The organism is Streptomyces sp. NPDC046909 (assembly GCF_040644695.1).
Lineage (GTDB): Bacteria > Actinomycetota > Actinomycetes > Streptomycetales > Streptomycetaceae > Streptomyces.
In genome coordinates this window covers 47483-62389 of sequence record NZ_JBEYXC010000025.1, presented here as the reverse complement: position 1 = coordinate 62389, position 14907 = coordinate 47483, and the positions used below count along the sequence as shown (strand labels likewise).

Genomic DNA, 14907 nt, shown 5'->3' with positions numbered 1-14907 from the left:
GCACGGTGACCCTAGGGCCAGGGATTAGGCACGGTGTGTCATTTGCTACGCTGCCGCAATCTCGGTGGGTAACCGCTCCCGTCCGCGCACGGAGGATGGCACAACACGCCAGCCTCGATCGAACCGGTTCAAACATGTGGCAAACCACACGTTGTGGCCAGCTCGACTGTGTCTCTAGTCGCATCCTGTATCACGATGCGAGTAGTGCGCCTGCTCTCCTTCCCTCCCGTGCTAGTACCCGGAGCGGCCAGTGGCCCCACCATTTGTCCCCCCTTTTTCAGCTGGGGGGCGTGCCACTAGTGATCGGCCCGACGCCGACTATGAGGCGTTCATCCGGCATGCCGAGGAATTGGGAAATGTCATCAGTGGCTTCCATAACCGAAACCTCGTACTACCCCTGACGGAACCTCTGGCACAGCTGGTCGACCGAGAACCCGGTACCTCTGTGATCGTGCGGCAGCGGCGGGCCGAGGCGCTGCCGGTGGTGATCCGGACCTGGCCGAACGAACGGGCCATCCTCCGCGCCATCAAGGACGTTCTGCCCCATGTGCCGGAGTGTCTCTTCGAAGGGGACGGCTTCGCGATCCACAGCTATGTGGAAGGCGTTCCGCTCTCCAGCGTCTGCGGCAACGGCAAACCCGTCGACGACCTCCTGATAAGAGCACTGGCCGGTCTGCTCGCCGAAATGGCCAAGGTACGCAGACGAGCACTGCCGCCACTGCCCCCCGGCTGGCCCAGCAACCACACCGGTAGCCAGGACTTCCTGCGGACCCTGGCACACATGGCGGACCTGAAGATCCGCAAGCCCAACTGGCCTGGCTTCGGGGGCCTGTTCGCGGCGCTCGGCATCCCGGAGGACGCCCTGATCCGGCTGGCCGAGCGAGTGCCCGCGATGGCACGGCGCCCCTACAGCCTGCTCCACGCGGACCTCCACCGCGACAACGTGATCATGTCGTACGAGGGTGATCCGCCGCTGATCTGCGTCGACTGGGAACTGGCGACCTACGGCGACCCCCTGCACGACCTCGCCACCCATCTGGTCCGGATGCAGTACCCGTCCTACCAATGGGACGAGGTCATCGCGGCCTGGGCGGACGCCATGACGTCAGTGCGCCCCGCGGCGGTCAACGGGGTGGCCAGAGACCTGCGCCATTACGTCGCGTTCGAGCGGGCGCAGTCGGTCTACCCCGACGTCATGCGGGCCGCGCAGTCGCTGGAACGGTCCTACGACCAGAAGAGTCTGGACGACGCCACCGCCGCCGTCTGCCGGGCCTTGGAGGCGGCCGCCGAGCCGCTCAGGCTACGGAACGTGGCGAGTGAGGCCGAGGTCGAGCGCATCCTGTTCCGTTGGCGAGCCTCCCGCCGCGCCGACGGTGGCACGCCGTCACGGACGGCTGTCCGGGCGATCGACTGGAAACCGGACGGACGTGTCCCTGAGCGGTCCGACTTCCCGCATTCAGCGGTGGCCTCCGCTCTCCTCCTGGAGGGTGCCGCACCTGCCAGCAGGGTGTTCAAAGGCACGGCGCATCTCAATTCGGTGGTCCGGGTACCGGGCGTCGCCTTTCCCGTCGTGGTGCGACGCAAAGTGGCGGACTTCTGCCGACGCGAACCCAGTTTTCTCAGTGAGCACACCGTGCTGGCGGCGATCGAGCAGTCGCTGGTGCGGGTCGCCGCGCCCCGGGTCCTGGCGCTCGGCGAGAGCCACTCCAAAGACCCCTTCGCCATCCACACCTACGAAGGACCGCACGACACCGGCCGCAAACCCGCCCACCCGGTGCACGGCCTCCTGCCGCACGAGGCCGACGCGCTGGTCGACCAACTGGCCGCGCTGACACAGGTGGACTGCTTCCAGGTGGACCCGGCCGCGGGCGAGGAGAAGGGGGGATTCTACGGCTGGCTCACAGACCAACTCGTCATGCTGGTCAGGGGGTTGCCCAAGGACTCGCAACAACTGGCACGGTTCCTCGGCCTCCCCGACGCCTCCCGGCTGAGGGAGATCCTTTCCCAGCACAAGCTCAGCCATCGCACACCGGCTCTGCTGCACGGCGATCTGAACCCGTGGAACCTCGTGCGGCGGGACGACCAGTTCGCACTGACGCTCATCGACTGGGAGATGGCGCTGGTCGGCGATCCGCTCTACGACCTGATCCGGCACATGCATCTGACCCCGACGGGGCCGGAGATCCGGCAGCGCCTGTTCCGTCGATGGACGCTGCGACTGCCCGAGGACTGCACCCGCGATTGGCAGGTGGACTGGCGGGTCTACCGGGGTATCGAGATCGTACGGTCGGCGTACATCGACCTCGACCGTCTGGTGACCGGAGCCGCTCTGGACGCCCCCAACGTCCGCCGGGCCGTGGACTCGTACGCGATGACACTGGCGGAGGCCACCGCCTTCCTCGGCCTGTCGGTCCAGCCACGGGCGAACCCCTACCTTGCTCGCGCCTTGGCGTAGGGCACGGGCGTCACGACCCCGCTCACCTCGTACGCTCAACCCCATGAGCGAGCCCGGCCTGCGTGAGCGCAAGAAGCAGCGGATGTACGAGACCGTCTCCGAGATCGCGATCGGTCTGTTCCTGGAGAAGGGGTACGACGCGGTGTCGGTCGCGGAGATTGCCGCTGCGGCCGAGATCTCGAAGCCGACGCTCTTCCGGTACTTCCCGAGCAAGGAGGATCTCGTCTTTCGTCGGATCGCCGATCATGAGGACGAGGCCGCGCGGGTGGTGTGGGAGCGGGGGGTGGGGGTTGCGCCTCTTGATGCGCTGCGGCTGCATTTTGTCGATGGGATCGAGCGGGACGATCCCATCACCGGGGTGAATGGCCACCCTGCCGTGCGTGCCTTCTATGCGCTGCTCTACGGGACTCCGGCCCTCGTCGGTCGTCTTCACACCCACCTGGAGCGCTCCGAGGCGGCCCTCGCCGAGGCGCTCGGTGGAGATCTGGACGCGCGGCTGGCCGCTGGGCAGATCGTCGCGGTGCGGCGGGTGCTGGCTGAGGAGAACTGGCGGCGGGTCATGGAGGGGGAGGACGCCGAGGTCGTACGGGCTGATGCGGTGGTCGCGGCGGAGCGGGGCTTCGGGATGCTTGCCGGTGGGCTGACGCGGTTTGCTCAGGCTTCCTGAGGTCTGCCGTGAGCTTCTGAGGCTCGGTAAAAAATTTAACTCGGTTACGTTATTTCGGTACGCTGTGCCGTATGACGTCACCCCTCCATCACGCCCTCCACCTCGAACGCACCCACCACGACAACTGCCGCGCCGCCCTCGCCGCCATGGTCGAAGGGGCTCAGGAGCAGGTCGTCAGCGGCGAGGACGTCTCCGCCTCCGGGGCCGATGCCGAAGTGCTCGGGTATCAGTTGCGCAGTCGGGCCAAGGAGATGCGGGAGCTGCCCGAAGGGCCGTTGTTCTTCGGGCGGTTGGACTCGGCCGGCGACCGTCAGACGCTGCACATCGGGCGGCTGCGGATCAGCGAGCATCCCGCCGCACCGCCGCTCGTCGTCGACTGGCGGGCGCCCGTCTCCCGCGCCTTTTACCAGGCCAGCGCCCGGGATCCGCAGGGCGTCGCCGTGCGGCGGCGGTTCGGGTGGGCGCCGGGGAGTCGAGGGGACTCCGCCGATCTCACCGGGATGGAGGATGAGCGACTGGGGGAGGGGAAAGGGGAGGAGCGGGTTGGTGACCTCGTTCTGCGGGAGATCGAGCGGCCGCGTCTTGGGCCCATGCGGGACATCGCCGCGACCATCCAGCCCGAGCAGGACGATCTCGTACGGGGGGAGCTGCGGCTCTCGCTGTGTGTGCAGGGGGCGCCCGGTACCGGCAAGACCGCCGTCGGGCTGCATCGGGCCGCCTATCTGCTCTACACCCACCCGCAGCGCATCCGCCGCGGCGGCATGCTGATCCTCGGGCCCAACCGGACCTTCCTGTCGTACATCTCGCAGGTGCTGCCCGCCCTCGGCGAGACCGGCGTACGGCAGTCGACGCTCCTGGAGGAGATCGCGCGGCATCCGGTCGGAAGGGAGGACGAGGTGCGGGCCGCCGGTCTCAAGCACGACGTGCGGATGGCCGAGGTGTTGCGGCGGGCGTTGTACGCCCGGGTGTCCGTGGGGGAAGTGGAGTCGCTGGCCATTCCTGACGGGACGTATCGGTGGCGGGTTCTGGGGGATGAGCTGGGGCGGATCCTGGCGGGGGTGCGGGAGGAGGAGCCGCCGTACGGAGTCGGGCGGGAGCGGGTGCGGGCTCGGGTCGTGGCGTATGTGCGGGCGCGGGCCGAGCGGCGGGAAGGGGCGGTGCCGAACTCCTGGGTGCGGCGGATCGAGCGGGCGCGGGCGGTGAGTGCGTACGTCGATGCCGTGTGGCCTCGGGTGCGGCCGGAGGAGGTCTTGGCTCAACTCCTCACCGATCCGGAGGAGTTGGCGCGGTTCGCGGACGGGGTGCTGGACGCCGACGAGCAGAAGGCGCTGCTGTGGGCCAGGCCGCCGCGGTCGTGGAAGTCGGCGCGCTGGTCGGCCGCCGACCTCGTGCTTCTCGACGAGCTCGGCGGGCTGATCGAGCATCCGGAGGGGTACGGGCATGTGGTCGTCGACGAGGCCCAGGATCTCTCCCCGATGGAGTGCCGGGCCATCGCCCGGCGGGCCTCCTTCGGTTCGCTGACCGTGCTCGGGGATCTGGCGCAGGGCACCGCGCCGTGGGCCGCGCGGACGTGGGGCGAGCAGCTCGGGCATCTGGGGCGGGCCGAGGCGGCCGTGGTGCCGCTGACCACCGGGTTCCGGGTGCCCGAGGCCGTCGTAGGGCTGGCCAATCGGCTGCTGGAGCGGCTGGACGTCGACGTACCGGCCGGTCAATCCCTGCGCCGGGACGGGGAGTTGCGGATCCGGGCGGCCGAGGGCGACATGCCCGGCGCGGTGGTGGCCGCCGTGCGTGACGCCCTCGGCCGGGAGGGGTCCGTGGGGGTGATCGCCGCCGACGCGGATGTGCCGTGGGTACGGGAAGCCCTGGCCGGCGCCGGTCTGGACGCGGCCGGGCCCGACGACCTGGGCGCCCGCGTGACCCTCGTACCGGCGACGCTGGTCAAGGGGCTGGAGTACGACCATGTCGTCGCCGTCGAGCCCGCGGCGATCGCCGAGGCGGAGGAACGGGGGTTGCACCGGCTGTATGTGGTGCTCACGCGGGCGGTGTCGGGGCTGGAGGTGGTGCATGGGCGGCCGCTGCCGTTCTAGCCGCCGCAGCGGCAGCCCCCTGCCGACTGCCTCAGCGATAGCTGACCGACTGCCGACCGCCTCAGCGACAGCCGACCGCCTCAGCCTTCGAGCAAGGGGATCAACTGCTCCTCCTCGTAAGTGAGATGGGCCTCCAGCTCGGCGGTCAGACGCTCCACCTCCGCCTGGGCGGCGGCCGGTTCGCCCGCCGTCCACACCGCCTGTTTCAACTCCTCCACCAGCGCGGCGATCCGCTTGTGCTCCTCGCGCAAGCGGGCCAGCGCGGGGGCGGCTTCCGGATGCCGGGCGTCGAGGAGCCGGAACAGGCCCGCCTCCTCGCCGGTGTGGTGGTTGTGCAGGCCCTGGCAGAAGGTGAGGCAGTTGATACGGAGTTGGGCGAGGAGGGTGTCCCGGCCGGCGCCCTTCCTCATCTCCTCTCTGATCAGGGCGAGTTCGTGGCGGAAGTTGTCGTGGATGAGCTTGAGGCCCTCACTGATGGAACCGGCCCGGATGTTCGGCGGACCGGGCGTCGCGATCTCGTACAGGGCGACCACGGGGATCACCCGGTCACCGGCCTTCTCCTGGTACTCCGCCCAGCCCGGATCCGTCTCCACGGCCCGCGCGAACGACCGCTCGCGCTCGTCGCCGGCGAGGACTTCCGCCCGCGCCTCGTAGGTGAACGCGCCTGCTTCCACGGTCACTTGAGGGTGCGCGAGGACATTCCGATACCAGTCGGGGTGCTTGGTCGATCCGCCCGCCGAGGCGATGACCAGGACGCGGTCGCCGCCGTCGGGGAGGTAGCCGAGGGGAGTGGTGTGCCGGGTGCCGGTGCGGGCGCCGGTGGTCGTGAGCAGCAGCAGCCGGGCACCCTCGAACCAGCCGCCGACGCGGCCGTTGTTGGCCCGGAACTCGTCGATGACCTGTTGGTTGAAGTCGTTGGGCAATTGTCTTCTTTCTCTTCGTCGCTTACGTCGTCCGTGGCGATGGCGAAGGCGAAGAGAAACCGGCGGACCCCTGGCCCGCCCCGACCTCACTCGGAGGCCGGGTACCCAACCGTGACACGGCGCGTAGCCGCAAACCCGGCAGTCATGCGAGGGACGGTAGCCGGGCGGTCGTGAGCGGCGCCACTGAATATCGGGGCGGGGAGCCTCGCGGCGGTTCACCGGCGATGTGGCAGGGAACTGCCGAACTCGGGCGGCCGCCGCCCGTTATGGTCGCCCGCATGGCTGACGACTGCTTCGCGCACCCCCGGCTGGCCGCCGTGTACGACGCGCTCGACCCCGATCGGGGGGACCTCGATGCCTACCTTCGGATGGTGGAGGAGTTCGGGGTGCGGCGGGTGCTGGATGTCGGGTGCGGGACGGGGGTTTTCGCTCTGCTGCTGGCTGAGCGTGGTGTCGAGGTCACGGGGGTCGATCCGGCGCGTGCCTCGCTCGATGTGGCGCGAGGGAAGCCGGGTGCCGGGCGGGTGCGGTGGATCGACGGTGACGCGACGGCTCTGCCACCGCTGGACGTCGACCTCGTGACGATGACGGCGAATGTCGCTCAGGCCATCGTGGACCCGTGGGCGTGGCGGTCCACGTTGCGCGGCGCGTACGAGGCGCTGCGTCCCGGTGGACGGCTGGTGTTCGAGACCCGGGATCCGGCGCGGCGGGCCTGGGAGGGGTGGAGCAAGGAGGGCTCGTACCGGGTTGCCGACATCGCCGGTGCCGGGGTGGTCGAGAGCTGGTACGACGTGGTCGAGGTGGACGGGCCGTTGGTGACGTTCCGTTCCACTTACGTCTTCCGTGCGGACGGTGCTGTGCTGACCTCGGACTCGACCCTGCGGTTCCGTGAACGGGGCGAGGCCGAGGCCGAGTTGGGGGCGGTGGGGTTCTTCGTTGAGGGTGTGCGTGACGCTCCCGACCGGCCGGGGCGGGAGTTCGTCTTCGTCGCGCGGAAGCCGTCGCGGCTGGTTTCAGGGGAGGGTTAGGGCGGTGCGGGGCTCAGTCGTCCTTCCCGCCCGCCTCCCGCGCCGCCTTCTCCACCCGGCCCCGGTACTCCTCCCACCACGCCGGATCGTTCGACGGCAGGCTGTCGTTGCCGTCGTTCATGCCGACCTCGCCGTCGATGAGTTCGCGGAGGATGTCGGCGTGGCCGGCGTGCCGGTGGGTGTCGGCGATGACGCGTACGGCGGCGTGCTGCAAGGTCACGTCGTCCTTGCCGTCCGGCCACCACGGCACCTTGCCGACCGTGTCCAGGGGCAGCGCCTCGATCGTCGCGTCCGAGTGGGCCCAGGCCCGGCGGTAGAGCCCGACGATGTCCTCGCGTGACTCGTCGGCGGTGGCCCACATGTCGGCGTTGGTCTCGGCGGCCTCGGCGAGCCACGGCAGCGCCTCGCCCGACGGGCGTCCGAAGGTGTCGCCGAGATACCCCAGTTCGATGCTCGCCGTGTGCTTCAGCAGGCCCAGCAGATTGGTGCCGGTCGGGGTGAGGGGGCGCCGGATGTCGTACTCGGAGAGGCCTTCGAGCTTCCAGACCAGGGCGTCGCGGGCGGTCTGGAGGTAGAGGCGGAGGATGTCTTTGGGGTCGGATTCGGTCATGGGGTCAGTCTTCCGGCGGTCCGGTCCCCCGTGTCCAGCGTTTTTGTGCGGGACCCCGGGCGGGGTCAGAGGGTTCGCGTCAGTGCGGGGCCAGTACGCAGAACTCGTGGCCCTCCGGGTCGGTCAGGCACGTCCACGGGACCTCGCCCTGGCCGAGGTCGAGGTCGGCGGCGCCGAGGGCGCGCAGTCGGGTCACCTCGGCCTCCTTGTCGTCATCGGGGTACGGCAGGAGGTCGAGATGGAGGCGGTCCGGCACGGTCTTCGGGTCGGGGGTGCGGAGGAACTCCAGATACGGGCCGACGTTTTTAGCTGAGCGCAACGACGCGTGATCGTCGGCGACTTCGCGCACGGTCCAGTCCGTCGCCGTGCCCCAGAAACGGGCCATGGCCCGTGGGTCCGTGCAGTCGACCACCACCGCGGCGATCGGGCCTGTGGCCCGGTAGATCTCCCGCGGCTCCAGGACGCAGAACTCGTTGCCCTCCGGATCGGCGAGGACCGTCCACGGCACGTCGTCGCCCTGGCCCACGTGGGCGGGCGTCGCCCCGAGAGCCTTCAGGCGTGCGATCAACTCCGTCTGGTGGGCGGCGGAGGTGGTGGCGAGGTCGAGGTGCACGCGGTTCTTCGTCGGCGACTTGGGTTCCGGGACGGGGACGACGTCGATGCCGAGCACGACCGGGTCCGGCCAGACGAACCCGCCGTCGGAACCGCTGCCGGGACCGACGTATGTGGTGACGCCGGCGCTGTAGGCACTCCAGCCGAGTGCCTCCGCCCAGAACCGGCCGACCGCCGAGGCGTCAACAGCCTTGATGTTCACATGAACGGGTCGCAGTGGCATGCCCGCGATCCTATGCACCCGCCCCCCGGCCCCCGTCCCTCCGCCCCCGCCCACACGTCGGTCACGACCGCGCGGTCCGGAACGCGAGATACCGCCTGAAGGCCTCATGGCTGTCGGGGGTGAAGCGCCACTCCCGCAGGGCCGACCGCAGCTCCGGCTCGGTCAGCCAGCCATACCAGGCGATCTCATCGGGATCGGCGGTCACAGCGTCCGGCACCACGGCTTCGTGCACGCCGAGCCAGTGAGGGCTCAAGCCGCTGCGGTTGATGAACGTGAACAGCAGGCGCGGCAGCGCACCAATGCCCAGCTCTTCGGCCACCTCCCGCGCGGCGCCCTGTTCATAGGACTCACCGACATTCACGGCGCCACCGGCCCCGACCTCATAGAACCCGGGGAAGCGCGACAGCTGCTCCGACCGCCGTGTGACGAGGATCCGCCCCCGCTCATCACGACACACCGTCAGGGCGATCCGGTGCAGCCAACCCTTCCGAACCGCCTCCAGACGGTTGACCACCCCCAACACGCGATCTTGAGCGTCGACACGCTCCACCAATTCATCCACGACGCACACCCTGGCAGAGCCCACTGACAACGCTGCTTCCCAGCGACTCCCTCCCCCCCCACGTGGCGTGGCGCACTTTTGCAAGCGGGTGCTTGCAAAAGTTAGCGGGAGTGCGGCAGAGTAGAGGCATGGCATCGCTCAACGTCGGCAATCTCGGTGAGTACCTGCGCGAGCAGCGGCGAAACGCCCAGCTCTCGCTCAGGCAGCTCGCCGACGCCGCCGGGGTGTCCAATCCGTATCTGAGCCAGATCGAGCGCGGGCTGCGCAAGCCGAGCGCGGAGGTGCTTCAGCAGGTCGCCAAGGCGCTGCGGATCTCCGCCGAGACGCTGTACGTCCGCGCCGGCATCCTCGACGCCGAGCGGGACCGGGACGAGGTGGAGACGCGCGCCGTCATCATCGCCGACCCGACGCTCAACGAGCGGCAGAAGCAGGTGCTGCTCCAGATCTACGAGTCCTTCCGCAAGGAGAACGGATTCGGGATCGACACCGGGGAGACCCGGGAGGCCGAGGAGAACGGCTCCGCGGAGCCGGAAGCTCCGGTGGCCGACGTGCCGGGCAACGACGCCCAGGGCAGCGCCACCAAGCGCCGTACCCGCAAGAAGACCACGGCCACTCGCAAGAAGAGCACGGCCGACGGCAGCGACGCCGACCCGCAGCAGACGGCCAGTTGAGAAACATGTGCCACAGACACACGCACCACTCACACCGGCCCGACTGACCGCGGGACCCCAAAACCCTCACCTGAAAGCGACCGGGAGGTCCATCACCATGGCCATCACCGACGACATCCGCAAGGCCGTCACCGACCCGACCCCGCTCTACTTCCTCGCCGGCGCCGGCGACCTGGCCTACCAGGAGGCCAAGAAGGTCCCCGGCATCGTCGAGCAGCTGCGCGCCGAGGCCCCGGCCCGGATCGAGGCCGTACGCGGCACCGATCCCAAGGCCGTGCAGGAGAAGGCCGCCGCCCGCGCCAAGGAGGCCGGTGCCCGCGCCAAGGAGGCGCAGGAGACCCTCCAGACCAAGGTCAACGAGTTCATCGCGACCCTGGACGGCGACATCAAGAAGCTCGGCTCCACCATCGACGCCGACCTCAAGAAGTTCGGCGAGTCCGCCCAGGACCTGGCCCTGCGCGGTGTCGGCGTCGCCGCCGAGTACGCCGTCAAGGCCCGCGAGACCTACGAGAAGGTCGCCGAGCACGGCGAGCAGGCCGTGAAGACCTGGCGTGGCGAGGCCGCCGAGGAGATCGAGGAGCTCGCCGTGGCCGTCGAGCCCAAGGCCGAGCCCGTCGAGGTCAAGGAGGAGCCGAAGCCGGCCGCCGCCGCTGCCCCGGACCCCGCGCCCGCGAAGAAGACGGCCGCCAAGAAGGCTCCGGCACGGAAGACCACCGCCAAGAAGACGACGCCGCCCGCCAAGTAAGCGGCGGTACCTGAAGCGGGCCGGGCACCTCTGGGGTGTCCGGCCCGTTCTCCGGGTACGGTGACCGCGTAACGACGAGCCGAGTCGGGTGGTGGATGTTGTGCTGATGCAGGGCTTCGCGGGGTTGATGTGGCTGCTCTACCTCGCCATGCTGGCGTTCGCGGTGGTGGCCTTCGTGATGGCCGCCCTGTTCCGCGAGGACGCGTACCGCGCCGCCGACAAGCAGAACAAGGGCTTCTGGCTGATCATCCTCGGCGTGGCCGTAGCGGTGAACCTCCTGGTCCCGATGCTGTTCCTCCAGCTCGCGGGCCTGGTCGCCTCGATCGTCTTCTTCGTGGACGTACGCCCGGCGCTCCGCCAGGTATCGGGCGGCGGAGGCAGGGGCGGCAGGGGCAGCAGCAGCGACGGACCTTACGGTCCTTGGAACGGCGGCAGGTAATAACGCGGGCCAGGACTGACGCGCCCCTTTAGGGGCGCGGGGCTGTATCAACGTGCGGCTCCGCCGCGTGGGCGCGACCAGCCACAACGGACCCGCAGTCGACCCACGACCGATAAAGCGGCCTCAGCTCACCCGATCCAGCAGCAAGACAGCCACGTCATCCGTCAGCTCGCCCCCATTGAGCTCCCGCACCTCACTCACCGCGGCCCGCAACAACGCCTCCCCGGCCAGCCCCTCGGACAGCTGACGACGGACCATCTCCACCATCCCGTCCTGCCCGAGCCGTTCCCCACCGGCTCCGACCCGGCCCTCGATCAGCCCGTCGGTGTAGAGCATCAGGCTCCACTCCCGCCCCAGCTCGACCTGCATACGAGGCCACCGCGCCCCGGACAGCAGCCCGAGCGCGGGCCCGTTGTTGTCGTACGGCAGCAGCTGGGCCGGCCGCCCGGGACGCGCGACCAGCGGCGACGGATGCCCCGCGAGACACAGCCCCGCCCGACGCCCGTCCGGCGCGATGTCCACCGTGCACAGCGTCGCGAAGATCTCCTCGTCGGACCGCTCGTGCTCAAGGACCTGCTGCAACGTGCCCAGCAGCTCGTCCCCGCACAGCCCCGCCAGCGTCAGCGCCCGCCAGGCGATCCGCAGCTCCACGCCGAGCGCCGCCTCGTCGGGCCCGTGCCCGCAGACGTCGCCGATCATGGCGTGCACGGTGCCGTCGGGGGTCCGTACGACGTCGTAGAAGTCGCCGCCGAGCAGCGCGCGCGAGCGCCCCGGCCGGTATCGCGCCGCGAACCGCAGCGACGAGCCCTCCAGCAGCGGCGTGGGCAGCAGCCCGCGCTCCAGGCGCCGGTTCTCCTGCGCCCGTACCCGGCCCTCGGCGAGCCGTCGCTCGGCCGTGTCGGAACGTTTCCTCTCCACGGCGTAGCGGATCGCGCGGCTCAGCAGCCGCCCGTCCAGTTCATCCCGGAAAAGGTAGTCCTGGGCGCCCACGCGCACCGCCTCCGCCCCGCGCTCGGCGTCGCCGGAGGCGGTGAGGGCGAGTACGGCATGGCGGGGCGCGAGCTGGAGGACGTGCTTGAGCACGGCGAGCTCGTCGCCCCCGTCACGGGCGGGCGCGGGCAGGGCGAGGTCCAGCAGGATGCAGTGGACGTCGTCGGTGAGCAGCCGCTCGGCCTCGGTGAGATTGCGGGCCGTGCGGACGCGGATGGGGTTGCCGGCGGAGTCGAGAAGTTCGGGCACGAGCGTGGAGCCGCCGGGATCGTCCTCGATCACCAGCAGCGTCAGATGGGTGCCGTTGTTCTTCTCGACCGTGACGTCCTTGCGCGGGGCCTCTTCCCTTGATGAAGGGCCGCCGACTGCGGTAGCGGCCTGCGCCTGACCACCTTCCACGGCCGGGATCGCTCTCTGCCGCGGTACGGGTACGGGCATCGTCCTGGGTTCCTTCCCTCCCCCCGAGGGCATGGCGGGGACGAGGGACCTCGACCCACCGACGGGGACCATAGCGGTAGTCGGCGCCGGAGCGGAATGGTGTACGGCACCCGGCTCGGCGGGCGGCCGCTGTCATATGCCGCGTTCCCTACCGCAGTTGGACACCCCGCCCGAGGTGCGGGAATGACGAACGTCACGTCGGCCGGGGGTTTATTCGACGCCCGAGGTGCCCTGCATCACGTGACCCCGGTCTCAAGCACCCACAGGCATCTCAGGCATCCGGCCGCACGACCGCCAGTATCGGCATCGACCCCGCCCCCGCGATCGTCACCGTCCGCCCCGGACGCGGCGCGTGCACGATCGCGCCGTCGCCTATGTACATCGCGACATGGCTGGCATCGGAGTTGTAGATGATGAGGTCCCCGGGCCGCATGTCCTTGATGTCCACATGCTCCAGCTGCTTCCACTGCTGCTGCGAGGTCCGCGGAATGGCCGTCCCGGCACTGGCCCAGGCCTGCGAGGTCAGCCCGGAGCAGTCGTACGACCCGGGCCCCTCCGCACCCCACTCATACGGCTTGCCGATCTGCGAGGTCGCGTACTCCACGGCCTTCTTGCCCTGCGCGGACGCCTTGCCGTTGATCTCGTCGAGGATCCCGGAGTCCAGCCAGGCGGTCTGCGACTTGTACGCGGCCTCCTGCTCCAGCCGGGCGAGGCGCTCCTTCTCCTCCTTCTCCAGCTTGGACTCGAGCTCCTCGGCTGCCGCGATCTGCTCCTTGACCTTCTTCTTCGCGGCGGCCTTGGTCTTCCGGTTGGCCTCCAGCTTCTCCCACTGCGTGGAGGCGTCCTTCGCGTACTGCTCCAAGTCCTGCTGGGTGCGGGTCATTTCCGCGATGAGCCCCTTGGTGGCGCGCTGCCCCTGGAGCACCCGCCCGGCACCGTCGAGGAACTGCCGTGGGTTGTCGCTGAGCATCAGCTGCGCCTCGTCGGGCAGCCCGCCGCTGCGGTACTGCGCGGCGGCGGCCGCCCCCGCCCGCTTCTTCAACTCGGCGAGCCGCTCCTGCCCCTTGACGATCTTCTTCGCCAACGCCACGATCGCGGCCGACTGCTGGTCGGCGGCCTCCTCGGCGGCGTTGTACGCGTCCGTGGCCACGGCGGCGGCGTGATAGAGCGCGTCCAGCTTCTCCCGTACGGCCTCAAGGTCCTTGTTGGTCCCGGCGGTGGCCGAAGCCGAAGGCGTGGGACTGGGGGTGGGGGTGGGGGTGGGACTCGGGCTGGCGAACGCCGTACCGGGCGCCGCGAGCACTGTGACCGCACAGACCACGGTCACGGCAGCCGTCACCAGCCCGCGCTTGCCCGCACCCATACCCCAGCCCCCAAATCTGATTTACCGTCAGTAACTTACGGACGTCTGGGGGATCGTGCCATGTCGTGAAAGAAAACGACAGAGGTAGTACGTCCCTCCCCCTGATCCACCCGCCCCATGACGATCTCCCCGCCTTTGTGACGAACGACTCAAGGAGATCGTTCCCCGCAGGTCAGACAGGCAAGTGCGATGTCAGCCGCGCGGCGCCAACGCCCCCCACGCCAAGGTCACTTCCCCCTGCCGCCACCGCACCGGCCCGTCCACGACCGGCCATTCGGCCGTGAGATCCCGTACCGCCCGCATCCACCGCTGCCGGGCCCCGTACGAGGCATAGGGCGCCGCGGCGGCCCACGCACGATCGAAGTCCCGCAGAAAGGCATGCACGGGCTCACCGGGCACATTCCGATGGATCAGCGCCTTCGGCAGCCGTTCCGCGAGATCGGACGGCCGCTCCAGCGACCCCAACCGGGTGGCGAAGGTAACCGTCCGAGGCCCTTCCGCCCCGAGCGCGACCCACACATGCCGCCGCCCGATCTCGTCGCAGGTCCCCTCGACCAGCAGCCCGCCCGGCGCGAGCCGCGCGCACAGCCGCCCCCACACCTCGGCGACCTCGCCCTCGTCGTACTGCCGCAGCACATTGGCGGCCCGGATCAGCATCGGCCGCTGCGGCACAGGGATCTCGAACCCCCCGTGGCGGAACTCCAGCCCCTCCCGCTCGTACGGCTTCGCGGCCGCCACGCGCGCGGGCTCGATCTCCACACCGACGACACGCGCGCGTGGAGCGACCGTACGGAGCCGCGCGAGCAGCTCGACGGCGGTCCAGGGCGCGGCCCCGTACCCGAGATCGACGGCGACGGGATCGGCGGCGCGCCGCAGCTCGCCCCCATGCACCGCGGCGATCCACCGGTCCATCCGCCGCAACCGATTGGGATTGGTGGTCCCGCGCGTGACCGTGCCCACAGGTCGGACGGAGGCACGGGATGTCATGCCTACGAGGGTATGCGCCCCGGCCGGGGCATCACGCACGCCGGCGCAACGGCGAGCAGGGGACGTACCGGGGGTGTCCGCCCGCAGCGGCGCGACGCGAGCCCCCA

At 70.0% G+C, this 14907-nt stretch carries 14 protein-coding genes; 7 read left to right on the top strand and 7 right to left on the bottom strand.

The window, feature by feature from the left end:
- Positions 1-361 precede the first annotated feature (361 nt).
- From ABZ928_RS48480 to ABZ928_RS48470, 3 genes are all read left to right on the top strand, one after another.
- Positions 362-2455 (top strand): aminoglycoside phosphotransferase family protein, encoded by a 2094-nt coding sequence (locus tag ABZ928_RS48480; protein WP_361535250.1) that lies wholly within the window; start codon positions 362-364, stop codon positions 2453-2455.
- A 43-nt stretch (positions 2456-2498) separates the two neighbouring features.
- Complete coding sequence (locus ABZ928_RS48475) at positions 2499-3122, top strand: TetR family transcriptional regulator (RefSeq protein ID WP_361534992.1); 624 nt, start codon at positions 2499-2501, stop codon at positions 3120-3122.
- 71 nt (positions 3123-3193) lie between these two features.
- Positions 3194-5209, top strand: a complete 2016-nt coding sequence (locus ABZ928_RS48470) for an AAA family ATPase (protein ID WP_361534989.1) — start codon at positions 3194-3196, stop codon at positions 5207-5209.
- Positions 5210-5289: 80 nt separating this feature from the next.
- Here the strand turns inward: ABZ928_RS48470 and ABZ928_RS48465 are convergent, their stop codons facing one another.
- Positions 5290-6132: a nitroreductase/quinone reductase family protein gene (locus ABZ928_RS48465; protein WP_361534986.1), complete on the bottom strand. Its 843-nt coding sequence runs from the start codon at positions 6130-6132 to the stop codon at positions 5290-5292.
- Between the two features lie 278 nt (positions 6133-6410).
- Between ABZ928_RS48465 and ABZ928_RS48460 the strand changes: the two genes are divergently transcribed.
- Entirely contained in the window at positions 6411-7160 is a 750-nt protein-coding gene (locus ABZ928_RS48460) for a class I SAM-dependent methyltransferase (protein WP_361534983.1), read from the top strand.
- Positions 7161-7173: 13 nt separating this feature from the next.
- Here ABZ928_RS48460 and ABZ928_RS48455 read toward each other — a convergent pair whose 3' ends face one another.
- The 3 genes from ABZ928_RS48455 to ABZ928_RS48445 form a co-directional block, all read right to left on the bottom strand.
- Positions 7174-7770 (bottom strand): DinB family protein, encoded by a 597-nt coding sequence (locus ABZ928_RS48455; protein WP_361534980.1) that lies wholly within the window; start codon positions 7768-7770, stop codon positions 7174-7176.
- A gap of 79 nt (positions 7771-7849) precedes the next feature.
- Entirely contained in the window at positions 7850-8605 is a 756-nt protein-coding gene (locus ABZ928_RS48450) for a VOC family protein (RefSeq protein WP_361534977.1), read from the bottom strand.
- Between the two features lie 61 nt (positions 8606-8666).
- The gene (locus tag ABZ928_RS48445) at positions 8667-9176 is read right to left on the bottom strand and encodes an NUDIX domain-containing protein (RefSeq protein WP_361535247.1); all 510 of its coding nucleotides are present in this window, start codon (positions 9174-9176) and stop codon (positions 8667-8669) included.
- A gap of 119 nt (positions 9177-9295) precedes the next feature.
- On the opposite strand from ABZ928_RS48445, the gene ABZ928_RS48440 reads away from it, so the two are divergent.
- The 3 genes from ABZ928_RS48440 to ABZ928_RS48430 all read left to right on the top strand — a co-directional run bounded on the left by ABZ928_RS48440 (position 9296) and on the right by ABZ928_RS48430 (position 11022).
- Entirely contained in the window at positions 9296-9838 is a 543-nt protein-coding gene (locus tag ABZ928_RS48440) for a helix-turn-helix domain-containing protein (RefSeq protein WP_361534974.1), read from the top strand.
- Positions 9839-9935: 97 nt separating this feature from the next.
- The gene (locus ABZ928_RS48435) at positions 9936-10583 is read left to right on the top strand and encodes a hypothetical protein (protein WP_361534971.1); all 648 of its coding nucleotides are present in this window, start codon (positions 9936-9938) and stop codon (positions 10581-10583) included.
- A gap of 100 nt (positions 10584-10683) precedes the next feature.
- The gene (locus tag ABZ928_RS48430; RefSeq protein ID WP_361535244.1) at positions 10684-11022 is read left to right on the top strand and encodes a DUF2516 family protein; all 339 of its coding nucleotides are present in this window, start codon (positions 10684-10686) and stop codon (positions 11020-11022) included.
- A gap of 123 nt (positions 11023-11145) precedes the next feature.
- Here the strand turns inward: ABZ928_RS48430 and ABZ928_RS48425 are convergent, their stop codons facing one another.
- The 3 genes from ABZ928_RS48425 to ABZ928_RS48415 all read right to left on the bottom strand — a co-directional run bounded on the left by ABZ928_RS48425 (position 11146) and on the right by ABZ928_RS48415 (position 14800).
- A complete protein-coding gene (locus tag ABZ928_RS48425) occupies positions 11146-12450 on the bottom strand; it encodes a SpoIIE family protein phosphatase (RefSeq protein ID WP_361534968.1) in 1305 nt (434 codons plus the stop codon).
- Positions 12451-12721: 271 nt separating this feature from the next.
- On the bottom strand, positions 12722-13813 hold the full coding sequence (locus ABZ928_RS48420) for a C40 family peptidase (protein ID WP_361534965.1): 1092 nt from the start codon (positions 13811-13813) through the stop codon (positions 12722-12724).
- Between the two features lie 192 nt (positions 13814-14005).
- Positions 14006-14800 (bottom strand): class I SAM-dependent methyltransferase, encoded by a 795-nt coding sequence (locus tag ABZ928_RS48415; protein ID WP_361534962.1) that lies wholly within the window; start codon positions 14798-14800, stop codon positions 14006-14008.
- Positions 14801-14907: the final 107 nt, after the last annotated feature.

Coding starts and splice junctions, on each gene's coding strand:
- ABZ928_RS48475 (WP_361534992.1), top strand. CDS start 2,499: ATGAGCGAGCCCGGCCTGCGTGAGCGCAAGAAGCAGCGGATGTACGAG.
- ABZ928_RS48470 (WP_361534989.1), top strand. CDS start 3,194: ATGACGTCACCCCTCCATCACGCCCTCCACCTCGAACGCACCCACCAC.
- ABZ928_RS48460 (WP_361534983.1), top strand. CDS start 6,411: ATGGCTGACGACTGCTTCGCGCACCCCCGGCTGGCCGCCGTGTACGAC.
- ABZ928_RS48455 (WP_361534980.1), bottom strand. CDS start 7,770: ATGACCGAATCCGACCCCAAAGACATCCTCCGCCTCTACCTCCAGACC.
- ABZ928_RS48450 (WP_361534977.1), bottom strand. CDS start 8,605: ATGCCACTGCGACCCGTTCATGTGAACATCAAGGCTGTTGACGCCTCG.
- ABZ928_RS48440 (WP_361534974.1), top strand. CDS start 9,296: ATGGCATCGCTCAACGTCGGCAATCTCGGTGAGTACCTGCGCGAGCAG.
- ABZ928_RS48435 (WP_361534971.1), top strand. CDS start 9,936: ATGGCCATCACCGACGACATCCGCAAGGCCGTCACCGACCCGACCCCG.
- ABZ928_RS48425 (WP_361534968.1), bottom strand. CDS start 12,450: ATGCCCGTACCCGTACCGCGGCAGAGAGCGATCCCGGCCGTGGAAGGT.
- ABZ928_RS48420 (WP_361534965.1), bottom strand. CDS start 13,813: ATGGGTGCGGGCAAGCGCGGGCTGGTGACGGCTGCCGTGACCGTGGTC.
- ABZ928_RS48415 (WP_361534962.1), bottom strand. CDS start 14,800: ATGACATCCCGTGCCTCCGTCCGACCTGTGGGCACGGTCACGCGCGGG.